This is a genomic window from Kutzneria buriramensis, assembly GCF_003387475.1.
In the GTDB taxonomy this organism is placed as follows: domain Bacteria; phylum Actinomycetota; class Actinomycetes; order Mycobacteriales; family Pseudonocardiaceae; genus Kutzneria; species Kutzneria buriramensis.
The window spans coordinates 27,362-47,343 of record NZ_QUNO01000001.1 but is presented as its reverse complement, the minus strand read 5'-3'; the positions used below and the strand labels follow the sequence as shown (position 1 = coordinate 47,343).

Annotated in this window: 22 protein-coding genes; 8 read left to right on the top strand and 14 right to left on the bottom strand. The window is 70.3% G+C overall.

Annotation, left to right across the window (positions count from 1 at the left end):
• Positions 1-34 precede the first annotated feature (34 nt).
• Both BCF44_RS00250 and BCF44_RS00245 read left to right on the top strand, forming a co-directional pair.
• Complete coding sequence (locus BCF44_RS00250; RefSeq protein ID WP_116172028.1) at positions 35-1,426, top strand: FAD-dependent oxidoreductase; 1,392 nt, start codon at positions 35-37, stop codon at positions 1,424-1,426.
• Complete coding sequence (locus BCF44_RS00245) at positions 1,384-2,010, top strand: TetR/AcrR family transcriptional regulator (RefSeq protein ID WP_170217272.1); 627 nt, start codon at positions 1,384-1,386, stop codon at positions 2,008-2,010. Before BCF44_RS00250 ends, BCF44_RS00245 begins: the two co-directional genes overlap by 43 nt.
• On the opposite strand, the gene BCF44_RS00240 is transcribed toward BCF44_RS00245, so the two are convergent.
• Positions 2,000-3,382: an FAD-binding oxidoreductase gene (locus BCF44_RS00240; RefSeq protein WP_116172026.1), complete on the bottom strand. Its 1,383-nt coding sequence runs from the start codon at positions 3,380-3,382 to the stop codon at positions 2,000-2,002. The two genes, BCF44_RS00245 and BCF44_RS00240, sit on opposite strands and share 11 nt — an antisense overlap.
• A gap of 135 nt (positions 3,383-3,517) precedes the next feature.
• Here BCF44_RS00240 and BCF44_RS00235 point away from each other — a divergent pair, with 135 nt between their 5' ends.
• From BCF44_RS00235 to BCF44_RS00215, 5 genes are all read left to right on the top strand, one after another.
• Complete coding sequence (locus BCF44_RS00235; RefSeq protein WP_116172025.1) at positions 3,518-4,015, top strand: MarR family winged helix-turn-helix transcriptional regulator; 498 nt, start codon at positions 3,518-3,520, stop codon at positions 4,013-4,015.
• Positions 4,012-6,585 (top strand): MFS transporter, encoded by a 2,574-nt coding sequence (locus BCF44_RS00230; protein ID WP_116172024.1) that lies wholly within the window; start codon positions 4,012-4,014, stop codon positions 6,583-6,585. The genes BCF44_RS00235 and BCF44_RS00230 overlap by 4 nt, the downstream gene beginning before the upstream one ends.
• 78 nt (positions 6,586-6,663) lie before the next feature.
• Positions 6,664-7,335, top strand: a complete 672-nt coding sequence (locus BCF44_RS00225) for a DedA family protein (protein WP_246014752.1) — start codon at positions 6,664-6,666, stop codon at positions 7,333-7,335.
• A gap of 10 nt (positions 7,336-7,345) precedes the next feature.
• The gene (locus BCF44_RS00220; RefSeq protein ID WP_116172023.1) at positions 7,346-7,819 is read left to right on the top strand and encodes a hypothetical protein; all 474 of its coding nucleotides are present in this window, start codon (positions 7,346-7,348) and stop codon (positions 7,817-7,819) included.
• A complete protein-coding gene (locus tag BCF44_RS00215) occupies positions 7,816-8,160 on the top strand; it encodes a hypothetical protein (protein ID WP_116172022.1) in 345 nt (114 codons plus the stop codon). The genes BCF44_RS00220 and BCF44_RS00215 overlap by 4 nt, the downstream gene beginning before the upstream one ends.
• On the opposite strand, the gene BCF44_RS00210 is transcribed toward BCF44_RS00215, so the two are convergent.
• The 7 genes from BCF44_RS00210 to BCF44_RS00180 are packed head-to-tail and all read right to left on the bottom strand — an operon-like array spanning position 8,143 to position 14,010.
• On the bottom strand, positions 8,143-8,532 hold the full coding sequence (locus BCF44_RS00210) for a CoA-binding protein (protein WP_116172021.1): 390 nt from the start codon (positions 8,530-8,532) through the stop codon (positions 8,143-8,145). The two genes, BCF44_RS00215 and BCF44_RS00210, sit on opposite strands and share 18 nt — an antisense overlap.
• Entirely contained in the window at positions 8,529-9,155 is a 627-nt protein-coding gene (locus BCF44_RS00205; protein ID WP_116172793.1) for a nucleoside/nucleotide kinase family protein, read from the bottom strand. The genes BCF44_RS00210 and BCF44_RS00205 overlap by 4 nt, the downstream gene beginning before the upstream one ends.
• Positions 9,149-9,985 (bottom strand): PfkB family carbohydrate kinase, encoded by an 837-nt coding sequence (locus BCF44_RS00200; protein WP_116172792.1) that lies wholly within the window; start codon positions 9,983-9,985, stop codon positions 9,149-9,151. The genes BCF44_RS00205 and BCF44_RS00200 overlap by 7 nt, the downstream gene beginning before the upstream one ends.
• A 5-nt stretch (positions 9,986-9,990) precedes the next feature.
• A complete protein-coding gene (locus BCF44_RS00195; RefSeq protein ID WP_116172020.1) occupies positions 9,991-10,986 on the bottom strand; it encodes a LacI family DNA-binding transcriptional regulator in 996 nt (331 codons plus the stop codon).
• A 56-nt stretch (positions 10,987-11,042) separates the two neighbouring features.
• The gene (locus tag BCF44_RS00190; protein ID WP_116172019.1) at positions 11,043-11,849 is read right to left on the bottom strand and encodes an ATP-binding cassette domain-containing protein; all 807 of its coding nucleotides are present in this window, start codon (positions 11,847-11,849) and stop codon (positions 11,043-11,045) included.
• On the bottom strand, positions 11,846-12,868 hold the full coding sequence (locus tag BCF44_RS00185) for an ABC transporter permease (RefSeq protein ID WP_116172018.1): 1,023 nt from the start codon (positions 12,866-12,868) through the stop codon (positions 11,846-11,848). Before BCF44_RS00185 ends, BCF44_RS00190 begins: the two co-directional genes overlap by 4 nt.
• A gap of 44 nt (positions 12,869-12,912) precedes the next feature.
• Positions 12,913-14,010 (bottom strand): substrate-binding domain-containing protein, encoded by a 1,098-nt coding sequence (locus BCF44_RS00180; protein ID WP_116172017.1) that lies wholly within the window; start codon positions 14,008-14,010, stop codon positions 12,913-12,915.
• Between the two features lie 403 nt (positions 14,011-14,413).
• Here BCF44_RS00180 and BCF44_RS00175 point away from each other — a divergent pair, with 403 nt between their 5' ends.
• Positions 14,414-15,415: a LacI family DNA-binding transcriptional regulator gene (locus BCF44_RS00175; protein WP_116172016.1), complete on the top strand. Its 1,002-nt coding sequence runs from the start codon at positions 14,414-14,416 to the stop codon at positions 15,413-15,415.
• Here BCF44_RS00175 and BCF44_RS00170 read toward each other — a convergent pair.
• The 6 genes from BCF44_RS00170 to BCF44_RS00145 form a co-directional block, all read right to left on the bottom strand.
• Positions 15,412-16,248, bottom strand: coding sequence for an NAD(P)H-binding protein (locus BCF44_RS00170; RefSeq protein ID WP_116172015.1), 837 nt, complete (start codon positions 16,246-16,248; stop codon positions 15,412-15,414). The two genes, BCF44_RS00175 and BCF44_RS00170, sit on opposite strands and share 4 nt — an antisense overlap.
• Positions 16,249-16,314: 66 nt before the next feature.
• A complete protein-coding gene (locus BCF44_RS00165; protein ID WP_342775547.1) occupies positions 16,315-17,406 on the bottom strand; it encodes a glycoside hydrolase family 76 protein in 1,092 nt (363 codons plus the stop codon).
• Between the two features lie 42 nt (positions 17,407-17,448).
• On the bottom strand, positions 17,449-18,105 hold the full coding sequence (locus tag BCF44_RS00160) for a TrmH family RNA methyltransferase (RefSeq protein ID WP_116172014.1): 657 nt from the start codon (positions 18,103-18,105) through the stop codon (positions 17,449-17,451).
• Positions 18,102-18,620: a LemA family protein gene (locus BCF44_RS00155; protein ID WP_116172013.1), complete on the bottom strand. Its 519-nt coding sequence runs from the start codon at positions 18,618-18,620 to the stop codon at positions 18,102-18,104. Before BCF44_RS00155 ends, BCF44_RS00160 begins: the two co-directional genes overlap by 4 nt.
• Before the next feature lie 9 nt (positions 18,621-18,629).
• Positions 18,630-19,181 (bottom strand): orotate phosphoribosyltransferase, encoded by a 552-nt coding sequence (gene pyrE, locus BCF44_RS00150; RefSeq protein ID WP_116172012.1) that lies wholly within the window; start codon positions 19,179-19,181, stop codon positions 18,630-18,632.
• A 14-nt stretch (positions 19,182-19,195) separates the two neighbouring features.
• On the bottom strand, positions 19,196-19,975 hold the full coding sequence (locus tag BCF44_RS00145; RefSeq protein ID WP_116172011.1) for an SDR family NAD(P)-dependent oxidoreductase: 780 nt from the start codon (positions 19,973-19,975) through the stop codon (positions 19,196-19,198).
• Positions 19,976-19,982: the final 7 nt, after the last annotated feature.

The following is a 19,982-nucleotide window of genomic DNA, read 5'->3' as shown; positions in this document are numbered from 1 at the left end:
GTGCTGTACTGTTTACAAACCCTGGGGAGGGGTCATGACGGTGCTGATCGTGGGTGCGGGGCCGACCGGCCTGACGGCGGCGTGCGCCCTGCTGCAACGCGGCGTGCCGGTGCGGGTGCTGGACGCGGCGGACGGGCCGGCGACGACGTCCCGTGCGCTGGGCGTGCAGCCGCGCGGCGCGGAGGTGCTCAACCGCGTGCGGGCGCTCGGCGACCTGCCGGAGCGCGGCATGGACATCCGCTACGTCAAGGCCATCGCCGGCGGCAAGCCGGTGATGACGCTGCGGCTGGACCGGATGCGGGGCCAGGGGGCGCTGATCGGCCAGTCGGAGATCGAGAAGTCGTTGCGGGACCGCCTGTCCGAGCTCGGCGGCAAGGTCGAATGGGGCACGGCCGTCACGGACGTCAGCCAGGACGCCGACGGCGTCACGGTGCGGGCGGGCGAGGACATTCACGGCGACTGGCTGCTCGGCTGCGACGGGGCGCACAGCACCGTCCGCAAGCTCGCCGGTATCGACTTCCCTGGCGTCCCGCTGGCGGAACGGTTCCTGTTCGCCGACGTCCACCTGGACTGGTCGCTGCCGCGCGACGGCGTGACGACCTGGCTCGGCACCGCCGGCATGTTCGCGGCGTTCCCGTTGCCCGGCAACGATCTCTGGCGGATCCAGGGCGACTTCCCCGGCACGGAGCCGGTCGATGTGCTGACCGAGCTGCGGACGATGCTGCCGGCGCGGACGGGACTGCGAGCCGAGTTCAAGGCCTGCGACTGGACGTCCTCGTTCACCATCCACCGACGGCTGGCCGGCACGTACCGCAAGGGCCGGATCCTGCTCGCCGGCGACGCGGCACACGTGCACAGCCCGTTCAGTGGCCAGGGTATGAACACCGGCATCGGCGACGCCGAGAACCTGGCGTGGAAGCTGGCCATGGTGATCAACGGCCGGGCCGGGGACGGCCTGCTCGACACGTACGAACAGGAGCGGCGGCCGATCGCCCAGGAGGTGTTGAGCGGCACCACCGCCCTGACGTCCTTCGTGCTGGGCCTCGGCTTCTGGCGTCGGCTGCTCCGGGACGCGGTGCTGCTCCCGCTGTTCAATCTCCCGCTGGCGCAACGGAAGTTGTTCGAACGGACCAGCCAGCTGGCGACCAGCTACCGGCGCGGGCCACTCGGCCCGTACGGCGACCGGGACCCCGAGATCGCCGCCCGCTGGACCGACGGCCGCTGGGTGCTGGTGGTGCCCACCGAGAACGACCCGCACGTGGCCGTCGCCCAACAGCATCTCGGCGAGGACCTGCTCGTGGAGACCGGCCCCGAGCTCAAGCTGGTCCGCCCCGACGGACACCTGGCTTGGCACGGACGGCCGTCACCGGCAAGGCTACGCACGTGGCTGGAAACCGCGCTGATCAAAATCGGGCCGATGAGCTGAAGACCGCCGGTCGGCCCCGGGACCCCGAGGCCGACGCGGCGATCCTGCGGGCGGCGCTGGAGCTGTTCGCGGAGCGCGGGGTCGACGGCACCAGCATCGAGCAGATCGCCAAGCGGGCCGGCGTGGCCCGGCTGACCGTGTACCGGCGCTGGTCGTCCAAGGAGGAGCTGCTGGCGCAGGCGATCGTCTACGGCCGCAACGCGCCCGAACTGACCGACGAGGAGTACGACACGCTGCCGTACCCGGAGGTCATGGCGCGGATGGTCGGCTCGATGGCCGAGTCCATCGCCGACCGCCGGCTGGCCCCGCTGCTGGCCCAGCTCATGGGCTCCACCTTCAGCCACCCGGAGCTCTTCGACGCCTTCTGGGCGGCGTCCGGCGCGAAGCGCCGGGAGGGCGGCGTCCGCCTGATCCGGCGCGCGATTCGCGAGGGTCTGCTGCCGGCGGACGCCGACCCCGAGGTGATCGTGGACATCATCATCGGGTCGCTGTTCTACCGGCTGCTGGCGCCGCCGCGGCACGAGGACGTGGGCGATTTCGTGCTGAAGGTGTTGCGGCAGGTGGGTTTCCGGCCTACTCCATAGCGAACATGGACCCCGGGTTGAACAGGTTGCCCGGGTCCAGCGCCTGCTTGATCGAGCGGTGCACCGCCAGTCCGACCGGCCCGATCTCCCGGGCCAGCCACTCCCGCTTGATCTTGCCGACGCCGTGCTCGCCGGTGACCGTGCCGCCCAGGCCCAGCCCCAGCTCCAGGATCTCGTCGAAGGCGACGCGGGCGCGGGCGAACTCGTCGGCGTCGGCGGGGTCGTAGACCATCGTCGGGTGCATGTTGCCGTCGCCGGCGTGCCCGACCACCGCGACCTTCACCCGGTTCCGCTCGCCGATCCGCTGGCAGCCGGCGATCAGGTCGGCGATCGCGGTCCGCGGCACGCACACGTCGTCGGTGAGCCAGGCGCCGTAGACCTCCAGCGCGGTCAGCACCGCCCGCCGCGCGGTGAGCAGCATCTTGCCCTCGGCCAGATCGGTCGTCACGTACGTCAGGTCCGCGCCGGCGGCCTGGCAGGCCAGCTCGACCTTCTCCAGCTCCAGCCGGGCGACCTCGCCGCCGGAGTCGGACTGGCACAGCAGCAGCGCCTCGCAGCCGGGCGGCCCGACCTCGGTGTTCAGGTGCTGCTCGACCGCCTTGATGGAGACGGAGTCCATGATCTCCATCAGCGACGGCACGGTGCCGCTGCGCACGATGTTCGTCACGGCCACGCCGGCCGCCTCGGTCGTGCTGAAGGCGGCCATCAGCGTGGCCGGGGCCTGCGGCAGCGGCCGCAGCGCCAGCACGGCCTTGGTGATCACGCCGAGCGTGCCCTCGCTGCCGACGAAGAGTTTCGTCAGGTCGTAGCCGGCAACCCCCTTGACCGTGCGCCTGCCCGTCTTCAGGAGGGAGCCGTCCGCGAGAACCACTTCGAGACCCAGCACCGAGTCCGTGGTCACGCCGTACTTGACGCAGCACAGGCCGCCGGCGTTGGTGGACAGGTTGCCCCCGATGGAGCACCAGTCGTAGCTGGAGGGGTCCGGCGGGTAGAACAGCCCGTGCTTCTCCACGGCGTCGCGCAGGTCGAGGTTGACCACGCCGGGCTCCACGACGGCGAGCCGGTTGTCCGGGTCGATCTCCAGGATGGTGTTCATCCGGGTGGTCACCAGCATCACGCAGCCGTCGACGGCGTTGGCCGCGCCGGACAGCCCGCTGCCGGCGCCGCGCGGCACGATCGGCACCCCCGCCTCGCCGCAGACGCGGACCACCGTCTGCACCTGCTCGACGTCATTCGGGAAGACCACGGCCAGCGGCTGCCCGACCGGCGCCAGCGGCATCATGTCCCGGCTGTAGGTGGCGGTGACGTCCGGATCGACCCGCACGGAGTCGGATCCGAGCGCTTCCTGGAGGGACTGAACGACGGCGTTCATGCAGTTCACCGTAGTCACCCGGTCGAGTGTTGAGTTTCACAACCATTGGACTTGCCCACTACTCTCTTCGGACAGATGCTTGTACTATCCAACTGATTGGTTGGAGCAACCATCGATCTTCGAGGGAGGTAGGACATGGAGACGACCCAGGAGCGGCTGGACAACGCCGACCAGCTGGGGCTCCAGCTGGTCCGCTTCCTTCGGCTGCTCGAGCGCGCCAACCACCAGTTCCACGACAAGCCGCACGGCGTGGAGAAGGCCGGCTACATGCTGATGGCCCACCTGGTCATCAACGGCCCGCAGCGCACCAGCGCGCTGGCCGACGCCGTCCACTCCGACCCGTCCACGGTCAGCCGGCAGGTGGCCCAGCTGGTCCGCGCCGGCCTGGTCGAGCGGCGGGCCGACCCGCTGGACGGGCGCGCGTGCCTGCTGGCCGCGACCGCCGCCGGCCGCCAACTCTTCGACGACCTGCGCGCCAAGCGCAACCACCACATCGACCAGATGCTCGGCACCTGGCCGATGGAGCGCCGCCACCAGCTCGTGGAGCTGTTCGACGCGCTCAACACCGACATCGAGAACTACCGACCGCAGATGGCCACCGCGATCGCCGAGCAGCGAAAGGCAACACGATGACGAGCACGGCCGCTCCGGTGGCGGCGAAGACCTCGAAGGCAGAGCACGCCCCGGGGACGTTCACCCACCGACAGATTCTCACCATCCTGTCCGGCCTGATGCTGGGCATGTTCCTGGCGGCGCTGGACCAGACCATCGTCTCCACCGCCATCCGCACCATCGCCGACCAGCTGCACGGCCTGGACGAGCAGGCCTGGGCGACCACCGCCTACCTGATCACCTCGACCATCGCCACGCCGCTGTACGGCAAGTTGTCCGACATGTACGGCCGGAAGCCCTTCTACCTGGCCGCGATCTTCATCTTCGTGGCCGGCTCGCTGGCCTGCACCTTCTCCACCTCGATGTACGAGCTGGCCGCGTTCCGCGCGTTCCAGGGCATCGGCGCCGGCGGCCTGATGTCGCTCGCGCTGGCCATCATCGGCGACATCGTGCCGCCCCGCGAGCGGGCCCGCTACCAGGGCATGTTCCTGGCCGTGTTCGGCACCTCGAGCGTGCTCGGCCCGGTCATCGGCGGCGCCCTGGCCGGCCAGTCCAGCATCCTGGGCATCGACGGCTGGCGCTGGGTGTTCCTGGTGAACGTGCCGATCGGCATCGTCGCCTTCGCGGTCGTCGCCATCGTGCTCAACCTGCCGCGCCGGGCGTCCAACGTGAAGCGGCGCATCGACTGGCTGGGGTCGGCGTTCATCACCATCGGCCTGGTGCCGCTGCTGATCGTCGCCGAGCAGGGGCGTGAGTGGGGCTGGACCTCGCAGGACGCCTGGATCTGCTACATCGTCGGCGCCGTCGGCCTGATCGCCTTCGTGGTCGCCGAGCACTACGCCAAGGACGACGCCCTGATCCCGCTGCGGCTGTTCCGCAGCTCGGTGTTCAGCCTGACCTCGGTCACCGGTCTGCTGGTCGGCGTGGCGATGTTCGGCGGGATCGCGATGATCCCGCAGTACCTCCAGATCGTGAAGGGCAACACCCCGACCCAGTCGGGCCTGCTCATGCTGCCGTTCGTGCTGGCGATGATGATCTCCTCTCTGGGCTCCGGCATCATCACGTCCAGGACCGGCCGGTACAAGATCTTCCCGATCCTCGGCACCGTGCTGATCGGGGCGGGCGCGGTGCTGTTCGCCACCCAGCTGCACTGGGACACCAGCCTGGTCGAGGTCGACATCTACATGGCGATCTTCGGCATCGGCCTGGGCCTGTGCATGCAGACGCTGACGCTGGCCACCCAGAACGCGGTGCCGCCGCGCGACATGGGCGTGGCGACCGCGTCCGCGACCTTCTTCCGGTCGATGGGTGGCACCGTCGGCACCGCCGTGTTCCTGTCGCTACTGTTCAGCACCGTCGGCGACAAGATCGCGGACGCCTTCAAGGCGATCGTGCCGACGCAGGCGTTCCAGACCGCGATCCACACCCCGTCGGTGGTGCAGGACCCGAACAACGCGCCGCTGTTCTCCGCGCTCAAGGGCGGCAACGCCGGCGGCGCGCTGCAGGACTCGTCGTTCATCCAGCACCTCAACCCGGCGGTCCTGGCCCAGCCGTTCCAGGAGGGCTTCACGAACGCGATGCACATCGTGTTCCTCGGCGCCGCGATCGTGGCCGCCGTGTCCTTCGTCCTGACCCTGGTCACCAAGGAGGTGCCGCTGCGCACGCAGTCCGGCATCCAGGCCCAGGCGGCCGAGGACGGCGTGCTGCTGACCGCCCCGACCGACGAGCCGGTGCCGGCGGCGGTCGCCGCGGCCACCGAGCCGTTCGAGTCCGGTCGGCACGCGGTGAACGGCAACGGTCACACGCACCTGGAGGGCAGCCTCGGCACCCTCGTCGGCACCCCGGTGACCGGCTTCGTGCGGCGGCCCGACGGCAGCCCGGTGCACGCCGCCGCGCTGACCGTGATCGACCTGAACGGCAAGCAGGTCGGGCGGACCGTCAGCGGGCAGGACGGCGGCTACGACCTGGCCGCGCCGTCCAACGGCACGTACGTGCTGATCGCCTCGGCCGGCTCGCACCAGCCGCAGGCCTCCACCGTCGTGGTCAACGGCGCCCCGGTGAACTTCGACGTGGTGCTCACCGGCACCAGCGGGCTGGTCGGCGTCGTCTCGGCGCTCGGCGGCGCGCCGGTCGTCGAGGCCACCGTGACGCTGGCCGACGTCCGCGGCGAGGTGGTCGGCTCCCGGTCCACCGACGGCGGCGGCTCGTACCAGTTCACCGAGCTGGTGTCCGGCGAGTACACGCTGGTCGTCAGCGCCGAGTCGTTCCGGCCCACCGCCCTGTCGGTGACCGTCGGCGAGGCCGGCACCACCCGTCGGGACGTGGAGCTGCTCGGCGGCGCGACGCTCGGCGGCGTGGCCCGCGGGGGCGACGGACAGCCGCTCAGCGACGCGCGGGTGACCCTGGTCGCGCCAGACGGGCAGGTCGTCGCGGTCACCACCACCGGTGAGGACGGGCAGTACAACTTCGGGGATCTGTCCGAGGGTGACTACACCGTGATCGCCAGCGGGTACCCGCCGGTGGCCGCCGCGCTGCGCGTCACCGCTGGTCAGGAGCTCGTCCACGACGTGGAACTGGGCTATTCGGAGTAACGGGTCATAAGACACGGCGGCTGTCCCCTTCACACGGTTCGGGGACAGCCGCCGTGGTGACGACATAGGGTGTCAAGCGTGCACCTGCACGAGATGGCCTTCGGATCACTGGACGCCGTCGGCCCCGTAGTGCTGACGGTGATCGCTCTCGTGTGCATTTTCGTCGAGTGCGGCTTCCTGATCGGCCTCCTGTTTCCCGGCGATTCGCTGCTGTTCACCGCCGGGATCTTCTTCGCGCAGCAGCACCACGGCGTGCAGGCGTGGATCTTCGCCGGGCTCGCCTGGGCCGCCGGCGTCGGCGGCGGGCAGTGCGGCTACCTGTTCGCGCGGCGCACCGGACACAAGTTCGTCGCCCGCCGCGACGGCAAGATCCTGAACAAGCGCAACCTCGATCGGGCCCAGCGCCTGCTCGACGGCTGGGGCTTCTGGGCCGTGACGATCGCTCGCATGGTGCCGTGGGTGCGGACCGTCGTGCCCACCATCGCCGGCGCCGCCCGGATGAACCCCGTGAAGTTCCTGCTCGCCTCGATCGTCAGCACCGCCGCGTGGGTCGGCGTGTTCATGACCGTCGGCTACTTCGGCACCGGGCTGCTGGACCAGGTGCCGTGGCTGAAGACCGCCGCCCTGGTGATCGCCCTCGGCGTCGTGGTGACCACGACCGTCATCGGCGTCATCCACTACCGCCAGGACAAGCAGCAGCCCGCCGAGGACGAGCCCGTCGACGCGGAAATCAGCTCGACGACCCCGTAAGACTGGCGGAGTGGAACTCACCGCCGAACTGAGCCGCCGGGTCGACGAGCTCAACATCGGCCGCCTGCTGGGCGGCGTGCTCCTGACCGACTACATCCGACTGGCCTGCGACCTGCTGGTCGCCGGCGTCGAGACGCCGGCCGTGGTCGAGGTCGCCGCCGCACCGCCGGACGACAAGGCCTCGTGGGCGGGCATCGAGGAGCCGATCAACGCCATGTTCGTCGACCTCGGGCGGACCTGGCCCGACACGACGACCGCCGCGTGGATCCGGGCCCGAATGATCGCCACCGCGATGCTGTCCGGCGAGCTGTCCGTGGCTATCGGCGGCGAGAAGCTGTGGTCACTCGCCAATTCGGTGCCCTACACCGAGATGTTGGTGATCCACGAAGCCGTTGACGAGTACGGGCTGCTCGGCGGCGAGGCACGAATGACCGGGCTCGCCGAGGACGTGCTGCGCGAGGCGGCGGAAAGGCTCGACCGATGATCCCCAGCGACTGGGTGGCCCATCACCGCGAGGACGACCGCGAGCTGCTCGGCTACCTCCGGCCGGTCGACGGCGGCTTCGAGCCGGTGACGGTATTCGGGCACCCGCTCGGCGAGGCCGGCGACTCCGACGACGCGGCGGCGATGCTGGACGCGATCGGCCTGAGCTACCTGGCCGAGCGCTGGCTGCTGACGGTGCCCGGCCGGGACGAGCCGATCGCGGTGCAGGTGGTGGAGGCCGATCCCGACCACGTTCGGGTGAAAAGCGTCGACCACCGCTACGAGGGCGACGCCTTCCTCACGTTGCCGGTGCCGGTCTCGGGGCTACAGCCCCAGCATTGACCGCTCGACGGCGATGCAGCGGTCCTCGACGTAGGCGAGCCCGCCGGCCTCGGCGATCTCGCGGGCCCGGTCGTTGGCGATGCCCAGCTGGAGCCACAGGGCGCCGGCGCCGACCCGCACAGCCTGCTCGGCGATGGCGGGGGTCTCGTCGGCCGGGCGGAAGACGTTCACGATGTCGATCTTGTCGGGCACGTCGAGCAGGCTGCGGTAGGCCTTCTCACCGAGGATTTCAGTGGCGGTCAGGTGCACCGGGATCACCTTGTAGCCGGCGGCCTTGAGCGAGGCCGGCACGGAGTGCGCGGCCTTCCACGGCTGGGTCGACAGCCCGACGACGGCGATCGTCTTGGCGGAGGTCAGCAGGTCCCTGATCACGTCAACTCCTCCTCAGCGATGACCAGATCGGCACGCCCCGAGGTGGCGTCGACCCGTACCGCGTTGGCCTGATCAGAGCCTAACGCGCGGCCACGGGCCTGTTCCGGCGAGCGACCGAACGCCTCGTGACGGGCGATCAGACGGGCAATCCTGACCGGTTCGGCCGGCGCGAGGAACCACGCCTCGTCCAGCAGCGGCCGGACGCCGGCCCACGGGCCCTCGGCGAGCAGCAGGTAGTTGCCCTCGGTGACGACCAGCGGCGTGCTCGGCGGCACCGGCACGGCGCAGGCGATCGGCTCCTCGATCTCGCGCCGGAACTCGGGGGCGTAAACGGTGTCGGGGCCGTGTCGACGGAGGCGATCGAGCAGGTCGACGTAGCCGGCGGCGTCGAAGGTGTCCGGCGCGCCCTTGCGCTCGGCCCGGCCGAGTCGGTTCAACTCGCGCTGCGCCAGGTGGAAACCGTCCATGCCGACCAGCACGGCCCGGTCGCCGAGCGCCTCGACGATGCGGGCGGCCAGGGTGGACTTGCCGGCTCCGGGCGCGCCGCAGATGCCCAACAGCGACCGCCGGCCGGTGACCGCCAGGCGTTCGGCCCGGGCCACCAGGTCGTCGAATCTCACCAGGTTCCCCCTCGTACCTCGTCCACCCAGCCGCGCGGGCCGACGTGCCGCACCTTGATGCCCGCGACCCGGTTGGCGAGATCGATCAGCCCGGGCAGCTCGTGGGGCGTCGGCACGTGGCCGAGCCGGCCGATGCCAAACGTCAGCGCCCCGTGCCAGACGTCGCCGGCTCCGGAAGTGTCCCGGGCGGCGACCCGCTGCGCGAAAACCTCGCCGATGCGGCCTTCGCACGACCACTCGACCGCCCGTGGACCGTGCGTGCGGACCACGACCGGCACGCCGCGGTCGTGCAACTCCTTGGTGCTGAGCGGATAACTCGCCGAACAGGCGCAGACGTCCACCAGCGGCAACAGTTCCTCGTGTACGTCCTTGAAGCTGCCGGCGTCCAACACCACCGGCGCGGACGCCTTCGCCACCCGCAGCGCCAGCGCCGGATGGTGCCCGTCGACCAGCACGGCGTCCGCCTCGAGGATCTCCACCGGCGGCGAAATCGTCGTGCCGGCGGCATTGTGCGACACCACGGTCCGCTCGCCGTCACGGTCCCGCACGGTCACTGCGCTCACTGTCGGCGGATCCTGCTTGGCGGGCAACAGGTCCACCACGGTCACGCCGTGATCATCCAAGTCCCGCAAGGCAAGCAGCGCCAGCGGATGCGCGCCGAGCGCGGTCAACAGCGTCGGGATGCCGCCGAGCGCGGCGACCGCGACAGCGGCGTTGGCCGCAGGACCGCCCGCGGCCAACGCCACCGTCTCCGACTGCACCTTCTCGCCGGCCGCGGGTATCTCGCCCACCCGCTGCACGACGTCCACAGTGCACAGTCCGGCGAGCAGAATTCTGGTCACTCGGGCAACCGTAGTTCGCCGGATCCCCGGACGATCAGGCGGGTGAGAACGGTGTGCACGGCCGGCGGTGACTGGTCGCCGTTCATTCGGTCGAACAGTCGCGACACCGCCTTGCGGCCGACCGCCGCCGGATCCTGTGCCATGACGGTGATACCCGGTTGGAGCACGGCGGCAAACGGGATGTCGTCGAATCCGACGATGGCGACGTCGTGCTGGAGGTCCCGCTCGTGCAGTGCCTCGACAACGCCGACGGTGACCAGGTTCTGGCTGGTGAAGATCGCCTCCGGCGGGTCGCCGGCGAGCAGGTCGTTCGCGGCGCGCCTGGCCTGCTCCGCGGTGCGCAGGCCGTGCCGGACCATCCGGTCGTCCGGCACGAGCCCCGCGGCGGCGAGCGCGTCGGTGAAACCGGCGAAGCGTTCCGCCGCTGTCGGTATGGCCATGTCGTCACCGAAGTAGGCCACACGGCGACGCCTGGTGCGCAACAGGTGCTCCACCGCCGTTCTGGCCCCACCCCGGTTGTCGGACACGATGGCGTCCGCCAGCAGCGGGGTCGGCAGCCGATCGACGAACACGAACGACATGCCGGCCTGCTGCTCGCTGAGCACGTACCGATAGTCCTGCGCGGCGGGCATGATGATCAGCCCGTCCACCCGCCGGTCGATCAACTTCCTGGTCAGTTCCCGTTCCCGCTGCGGATTCTCGTCCAGGCTGGCGGCCAGGACCAGCACACTGCGGTCACGCGCGTAGTCCTCCACCGCCCGGAAGACCGCGGAGGAGAACGGGTTGCCGATGTCCTCGAGCAGCAGCCCGATGGTGTTGGTGCGGCCCCCGCTGCGGCGCAGGTTGGCCGCGGTCAGGTTGGGTCGGTAGCCAAGCTTGTCCGCGGCCGACCGCACACGCTCGACCAGTTCCGGAGCGACGGTGGACACTCCGTTGACGACCCGGGACACGGTCTTGATGCCTACGCCGGCGAGCGCAGCCACGTCCCGCATGGTCGGTCTGTCCTTGGGCTGCGCACTTTCCGACAGCACGATGGTCTCCTGATTCCTTACGTGTTCCTCGGCGTGTCCACCAGATCGTCGGCGTCCTGAGCGGGATCGAGTGTCGCCGCACCGGTCATGATGGCCACCGCCTCGGCCGGTGTGTGCGACCGGGGGGTGATGACCCCGAGCCGCCGGCCGAGCCGCTGGATGTGGATCTTGTCGGCCACTTCGAACACGTTGGGCATGTTATGGCTGATCAAGATCACCCCTAGGCCGCGATCCCGCAGGTCGCGAATCAGCCTGAGCACCTGGCCGGTCTCCCTGACGCCGAGAGCCGCGGTCGGCTCGTCCAGGATCACCACCTTGCTGCCGAACGCCGCGGCCCGGGCCACCGCGACGGCCTGTCGCTGGCCGCCGGACAGCGTCTCCACGGCCTGGTTGATGTTCTGCAACGTCGTGATGCCGAGATCATCGATGCGCTGTTTCGCCTGCTTCTTCATGGCACCGGTGTCCAGCATCCGGAACACCGTGCCCAGCACACCGGGGCGGCGCTGTTCCCGGGCGAGAAACAGGTTGCTCGCGATGTCCAGCGCCGGCGCGACCGCGAGGGTCTGGTAAACGGTTTCGATCCCGGCCGCCCTGGCGTCCTGGGTGGTCCGGAAGCTGACCTGCCGGCCCTCTACGCTGATCGTGCCGGCGTCCGGCACCATCGCGCCGGACAGGCATTTGATCAGCGTCGACTTGCCCGCGCCGTTGTCCCCGATGACCGCCAGCACCTCGCCCGCCGACAGCGTGAGGTCCACCCGGTCCAGGCCGACCACGTGGCCGAACGTCTTGGCAAGGCCCCGTGCCTGCAACACCGGCTCGCTCATGACTTGACGCTCCTGATCCACTGGTCGGCGGCGACCGCCACGATGACGAGGACGCCCACCGCGAGTACCTGGTAGTTGGGGTTGACGCCGATCAGGGCGAGGCCGTTGTCGAAGACCTGGACGATCAGCGCACCGATCAGCGAGCCGACCACCACGCCTCGGCCGCCGAACAGACTGGTGCCGCCGATCACCACGGCCGTGATGCTCTCCAGGTTGGCGTTGAGACCGGCGTTCGGGTCGGCGCCGTTGATCCGGCCGACCAGGATCCACGCGGCGATGCCGATCACCGCGCCGGCCACCACGTAGGCGGACAGGAGCACGCGGCTGGTCCGCACCCCGGCCAGCCGGGCGGCCTCGGGGTCGTCGCCGGTCGCGTACAGGTGCCGTCCCCATGCCGTCTGGCGCAGCGCGTAGGCGAAACCGATGTACAGCAACAGCATCATCAACACGCCGACGGTCAGGCCGAACCGTCCGATCGGGATGACCGTGCCGCTCCAGGTCAGGAAGGTGCCGGGATTCAGCGTGATCGTCTGGCCCTGCGCGTAGATCAACGCCAGTGCGGTGAAGACGGACAGGGTGCCGAGCGTGACGATGAACGGCGGCAGCTTGATTCGCGTGACCAGCAGCCCGTTGAGGAAGGCCGCGGCCACGGCCAGCGCGAAGCCGATCAGGAACGCGACCACGTCAGGCATGCCGCCGAACGCGAGCTTGCCCATCACGAGCGTGGCCAGCACCATGATCGCGCCGACCGACAGGTCGATTCCGGCGGTGAGGATGACCAGGGTCTGGCCGACCGCGAGGGAACCCACCACGGCCGCCTGCTGCAACAGGATGGACAGGTTCTCCGGCCGAATGAACCGCGGATTGGCCACGGCGAACACGACACAGGCGATGACCAGCACCACCAACGGGCTCAGCGCCGGCATCCGGTGCAGCACGCCGTGCAGTCGCCGGTCCAACGAGTCGCGGGGCTTGGTGATGTCCTCGGCGGACGCGGACGTGTCGAGTGTCTGGGACATGCGGAGCCCTTCCCTTCGATCGGTCTGGTTCGGCGGGTCGCCGCTCAACTGCCCCAGCAGGCGGTGGCAGCCTGCCCCGGCGTCTGGCTGGTCACCCCGGGCAGCGGATTGGCGGTGGCGAGCGCGGTGCCGGTGTTGATGAAGGACTGACCGGCCGGCAGGCCCGGCTTGGCTCCGCCGCTGGCCAGCTTCGAGATGGCCTGCACGCCGTCGCTCGCCATCTTCCCGGGGTACTGCACCGCGTCCGCCGCGATGGTGCCCTGCTTGACCAGGCCGTTGAGGTACTTGCAGCTGCCGTCGATGGTCACCACCAGCACGTTCGTCTTGCCGGCGGCCTGCAACGCCTGCAACGCGCCTTCGGCGGCGGGCTCGTTGATCGTGTAGACGACGTTGACGTCGCCGTTGGCGGACAGGCAGTTCTCCATGGCCGTCTTGCCGCCCGGGATGGCGCCCTGGGTCGGTTGGTGGCAGGCCACCGTGTAGTCGCCGCCCGTGCCGCCGGTGTAGTGACCGGACTTGGCCTCTTGACCGTTCTCGGTGGCGCTGCCCGGGGCGATGCCCATGCCCTCCAGGAAGCCGTGGTCACGGGCCGTGTCCACCGACACGACCTGGTTGTTGAACAGGTCGAGCATGGCGATCACCGCCTTGCCGCCGTTCAGCTTGGCCGCCGCGTACTGGCCGATCAGTTTGCCGGCCTGCTCGTTGTCGGTGGCGTAGGTGACGTCCACGACGCTGGCCGGGGTCGGCGCGGTGTCCAGCGCGATCACGTAGATGCCGGCGTTGCGCGCCTTCTGCAGCTCGGTGTTGACCGCGTTGCCGTTGACAGTGATCAGGATGCCCTTGTCGCCGCGGGAGATGGCGTTGTCGATCGCGGCGATCTGGGACTGGGTGTCACCGTCGGACTGCCCTGCGGCCACCGTGAGTGACACGTTGTCCTTCGCCGCCTCGGTCTTCGCGTCCTTCTCCATCGACACGAAGTAGGGGTTGGACAGGGTCTTCAGAATCAGCGACACACCCACCGCACCGCTGGAAGTGTCCGAACCGCAGGCAGCCAGCGCCCCCGAGCAGACCAGGACGGCCAGCCCGAGGGCCACCCGGCGGCGGCCGATCCGGCGGGGCGCCGCACCGTCACGTGTGTGCATGAGAAGAGTCCTTCCGTAGCCAGCCCGACACCTGCGAGACAACGTTGTCCCCGGTTATAGACCGTCACCTGTGACGACCGCAACACGTCGCAGAAATGCGGTCGTTGCAACTCGGCAACATCAAATTCCCCATGGTCTGAACCATTATTCGCAGATTTCCGCCATCCCGTCGGTGCGAATGACACCGCCCCACGCCGCCCTTCCGGGTGGCCGGCACACCCGTCGCCTGCTTTGGAGACAACGTGATCCCGACGCCGGCCCGGCGCCGAGGGCCAACGTCGACACGCCGTTGATCACCGGCCCGGCCGGACCTCGGCGACTGCGGTAGGGTCCATAGCCAAGCGTTTGCGCAAACGCTTGGCGGCTTGATGTCTCGGTCACATAACGTTGCAAGGAATGTGCCATGGTCACGATGAAGGACGTCGCTCAGCTGGCCGGAGTGTCGATCACGACGGTCTCCCACGTCGTCAACGGGACCAGAGCCGTGGCCGCGGAGACCAAGGAGCGGGTGCTCGATGCCGTGGCCAGGACCGGCTACACCGGCGACGTCATCGCCCGGTCTCTCGTCACCGGCGGCACCCGGTCGCTGGGTGTGGCGATCTCACTGGTGGCCAACCCGTACTTCGCCGAGCTGATCCAGGCGATCGAGAGCGAGGCGACCGCGGCCGGATACACGCTGCTGCTGGTCGACACGCATGACGAGGCGGAAACCGAGGAGTACTCCATCCGCATGCTGCGCGCCCGTCGGGTGGACGGCGTGCTGCTCACACCGTCGCCGGGAGCGGTGGGTTCGGTACTGCCGGAGCTGCGCCGGCTGAACATCCCCACGGTGCTCGTCGACCGGCTCCCCGGCAACCAGCCGGTCGACCAGGTCGGCCCGGAGAACGTGCAGGCGACCTCGGCCCTCGTGCAGCACCTCGGCGAGCTCGGGCACCGCCGCATCGGCATGGTCGGCGGGGCCAGCGGGCTCACGACGTCGTCCGAAAGGGTGCTCGGTTACCGGCTCGGGCTCGGCCGCGCCGGCCTGCCGTGGGATCCCGAACTCGTCATCTCCGGCGAGTCGTCGGCGGAGGACGGCGCGACGGCCCTGGCACGGCTGTTCGATCTGCCGCTGCCACCGACTGCCGTGGTCGCCGGCAACAACAACATGATGGTCGGCATCCTGCACGAGGCCCGCCGCCGCCACATCAAGATCGGCACCGACCTCGCCGTGGTCGGCTACGACGACGTCGAATGGGCCGAACTCGTCGATCCGCCCCTGACCACCATGGCCCAGCCCGTCGCCGACATCGGCCGCACCGCCGTCCGCATGCTGCTGGCCCGCATCCAGGACCCGTCGCGGGAACCCCAGACCGTCCGCCTGCAGGCCAAGCTCATGCACCGCCAGTCCTGCGGCTGCGCCTAGCGGAAGTCCGCCGCGTGGTCGGCGGCCCACTCCGCGAAGGTGCGAGCCGGTGTGCCGGTGATCTGCTCGACGGTGTCGTTGACCAGCTCGGGCTTGGCGACCAGGGCGGCGTGCGCGGCCAGCAGGCCGTCGACCACTGCCGCCGGCTGACCGGCGAAGATCTCCCGCCGAGCCACCTCGTCGGAGACCTCCTCGAAGCGCACAGGCCGGCCGATGGCGTCGCCGATCGTGTGGGCCTGCTCCACCTGGCTGATCGCCGCCGGCCCGGTCAACACCGGCCGAGTCCCGGTGAGCGCGTCCCCGGTCAGCGCCCGTACGCCCACCGCCGCGATGTCACGCTCGTGGATCAACGCCCGGCGCGCGGCCCCGTGGAACCAGCGCACGACGCCCTCGGCACGGATCTGCGGCGCCCAGTTGAGGGTGTTGGCCGCGAAGCCGGTCGGCCGCAGGAACGTCCACTCCACGCCGGCGTCCTCGATCAACCGCTCCAGCATGGCGTGGGAGCCGAGGATGCCGCCGGTCGCGTCGGCGGAAGCCCCGTTGGCGGACAGGTAGACCACCCGACGCGCCCGCTTCGCGATCTCCGTGACGACGGCCGGCGCGGCGTGGTCGGCGGCGATGGTGGGCCAGACCAGGAACACCGACTCGACGTCCGCCAGGGCCGGCCCGAGGCTGGACGGGTCGGCCAGGTCCCCGCGCACCACCTCGACCCCCTCCGGCAGCGCCGTGCGCTCGGGGTCCCGCACCAATGCTCGTACGGCAACACCCTTGTGCAGCAACTGGTTCAGCACGCTGCCGCCGGCCCGACCCGTGGCCCCGGTCACCAAGATCACTGTTCTTTCCTCCCCGGCACAGTGGTTCACCTCCCGACCACCATGCAACCTCAACCTTGGTGGAGGTCAACCGAGGCTGGGGTGGACGTCGTTGCGCTCCAACGCCGCGGCCGCCTCGAAGAGCATCCAGCCGGAGAGTTGCACGGAGAGGTCCCGCTCGGCGCGGCGGCGGCCGCGGGCGGCGGGCATGACCCATTCGGGACCGAACAGCGGCCCGCCGCGGACCTCGTCGCGGTTGCGCCACGCGGAGTCGGCGGAGAGATAGACGATCTGGGCCGCCTCCTTGTCGCCGAGGACGATGGCGGCCTGGGCGAGGTAGCGGGCGAGGATGCCGGCGAACAGCCCGCCGTCACCGCCGCCGTTGCCGGGGAGCACCCCGCCCTCGCCGACCATGTGCTCGGCGACGGCGAGCACGGTGCGCCGGGCGAGGTCGGCCCACAGCTGCTGGCCGGTGGCCTGCCAGAGCTGGAGACACGCCCCGATGTAAACCCCTTGGCAGTACGTGAAGACCCACTCCACGACACCGGTGACCTCACCGTCGGGGTCGACCCGCAGCCCGTCGAGGACCAGCCCCGTGGCGGGGTCGATGAGCCACTCGTCGATCCAGTCCACAATGGACATAGCCCGCTGGAGGTCGACGCGGTCGCCGAGCCGGGTGAACAGCATCGCGGCGGGACCGTTGGCGGGCACGTTCTTGAGATTGTCCTTGGTACGCCACCAGATGCCGCCACCACCGTGGTCGGTCCAGCCCTGCCGGAGCCGCCCCCGGATCTCCTCCAGCGCCTCGGGCCGGTGCACGCCGAACTCCGCGCCGCAGCGCCAGAGCGCGAGGCCGAGCCACGCGATGTCGTCGTAGTACCGGTTGAGCCACCGCCGGCCGTTGCGCAGCCGGATGGTGTCGATCAGCCGCTGTACGTCACGCAGCCGCTCCGGCGACGGCGACCGGAGCTGGGCGTCGACGAGGCAGTCGAGCAGGTGCGCCTGCCACCAGTAGTGCCAGGTGACGTGCAGCCGACGCCCCCACGCGGGCCAGCCGGTGACGGCGATTGTGGTGCCGGGAATGCCCCACAGCCGACGCAGGTGTCTGGTCCGCACGGCCCGTTCGGCCATCGCCGCCCGTGCGGCCCACAGCGCGGGGGCGTTCGGGGAGTCCGTCACCACCCCATCGTGCTGGCTTGATCGATTCCGCTGACACCGGTCTCACCAGGACGTATGAAGGTCGGCGTGTTGCGCTACCCAAGCGTGCATCACGATGCCCGCGGCGACCCCCGCGTTGATGGATCGGGTCGACCCGAACTGGGCGATTGACACGACGACGTCCGCGGACGCCTGCGCGGCGGCGGAAAGGCCCGGCCCCTCCTGGCCGAACAGCAACACGCAGGCCCGCGGCAGCGCGGTGTTCTCGATACGCACCGAGCCGGGGGTGTTGTCCACGGCGACGATCTCCAGCCGCTCCGACCGGGCGAACGCCACCAGCGACTCGACGTCCTCGTGGTGGTGCAGGTGCTGGTACCGGTCGGTGACCATCGCCCCGCGCCGGTTCCACCGACGCCGCCCGACGATGTGCACGGCCCGCGCGGCGAAGGCGTTGGCGGTGCGCACGACGGTGCCGATGTTGTGGTCGTGCTGGAAGTTCTCGATGGCGACGTGGAACGGGTGCCGCCGCCGGTCGAGGTCGGCGACGATCTCCTCCCGCCGCCAGTACCGGTAGTGGTCCACCACGTTGCGGCGGTCGCCCTCGGCCAGCAGCTCGGGGTCGTACCGGTCGTCGTCGGGCCACGGCCCTTCCCACGGTCCGACGCCGACCTCGTACCCGGCCGCGACCCACTCGGTCGGGCCCAGGTCGTCCTCGGTCACCGGGTTCGCCCGCCCGGCAGGAAGTACTGCGCGCGGGCCACCTTGGTCGCGCCGGCCACGATGTTGCTGGGGAAGGCGACGATCCGGTTGTTCAGCGTGTGCACGCTGTCGTTGTACGCACGGGCCTGCGCCGCCACCCGCTCCTCGCTCTCGCCCATCCGCTCCCACAACAGCCCGAAGTCCCTACCCGCCCGCAGCCCTTCCGGCACCCCGGCCAGGAAGCCGGTCAGCTCCTCGTTGAGCACCTGCTCCGCCACGCCCTGCGCCACCGGCCCCGCACCCCTGCTCGCCATCGCCTGCGACCGCGCCTGCACGATCGTGCTCACGTTGACGCCACCGGCCTTCGTCACGGCGACGAGCCCGCCGATCAGGTCGTGCCGCCGCTGCAACTCGTCGTCCACCTGTCGCCACAACCGCTGCACGACCGTCCGCTGCACGACGAATCTGCGGTGGCTCAGGGCGGCGCCGAGCACGATCAGCAGCAGCACCGCCACGACGCAGAGGGCAGCGACCAAGGACGCCTCCTACAGACCCAGATCCGAGAGATCGAGAAGGTACCGGTAGTCCAGCCCGGCCTCCTCGATGGCTTCCCGTACCCCGGTGTTGCGGTCGACAACCGTGGCCACGCCGACGACGGTCGCGCCGGCCTCGCGCAGCGCCTTCACGGCGGTCAGCACGCTGCCGCCGGTGGTGGACGTGTCCTCGACGGCGAGCACCCGCTGCCCGGCGACCTCGATGCCCTCGATCCGACGCTGCATGCCGTGCGCCTTGGCCTCCTTGCGGACGACGAAGGCGTCGAGCACGTCGCCCTCGGCCGCAGCGGCGTGCATCATCGCGCAGGCCACGGGGTCGGCGCCGAGCGTGAGGCCGCCGGCGGCGACGTAGTCCCAGTCGGCGGTGAGCTGCCGCAGCAGCTTGCCGATCAGGGGCGCGGCCGCGTGGTGCAGCGTCGCGCGCCGGAGGTCGACGTAGTAGTCGGCCTCCTTGCCGGAGGACAGGGTGACACGGCCGTGCACGACGGCAAGCTCGGAGACAAGACGGGCCAGTTCGGACTTCGCCGGAGATTCCACTCGCACGGATCCACACCCTCTCATGTCCGGCCGCGGCCGGCGGCGACGCGCCCGGCGATCCTCCTCACCAATCCGCGCGGCACCAGGCGGGACAGCCCGACGACGGCCTTGTACTGAAGCCCCGGCACGCTGACCGCCTTGCCCCGCCCCAGATCCGCCAGGCACTCGTCGACGACCTGGTCGGCGTTGAGCCACCACAGCTCGGACGTCTTGCTCATGTCGATGCCGGCGCGCTCGTGGAACTCGGTGTGCACGAAGCCGGGGGCGACCGCGATCAGCCGCACGCCGGAGCCGGTCAGCGCGATGGCCAGCCCCTCGGTGAACGAGGTGACATACGCCTTGCTGGCCGAGTACGTGGAGCCGCGGCCGGGCATGAAGCCGGCGACGCTGGACACGTTGATGATCGCGCCGGCTCGGCGCGGCACCATCGTCTCCAGGACGGCGTGGGTGAACCGCATCACGGCCGTCACGTTGACGTCCAACTGCTTCTGCATGTCCTCGACGTCGGAGGTCCAGAACTCGCCGGACGTGCCGAAGCCGGCGTTGTTGACCAGGACGTCCACCGGCCGCAACGCGTCCCGCAGCCGGGCCTCGACGATCGCGCGGCCCTCGGCGGTGGCCAGGTCGGCGGGCAGCACCTCGGACTCCACACCGTAGCGGCGCTTCAGCTCGGCGGCCTGCTCGGCCAGCCGGGACTCGGTGCGGGCGACGAGCACGAGGCGGTCGCCGTCGGCGGCGAAGCGGCGCACGAAGGCGGCGCCGATACCGGAGGTCGATCCGGTGACGAGACAGGTGGCCATGCCGCGA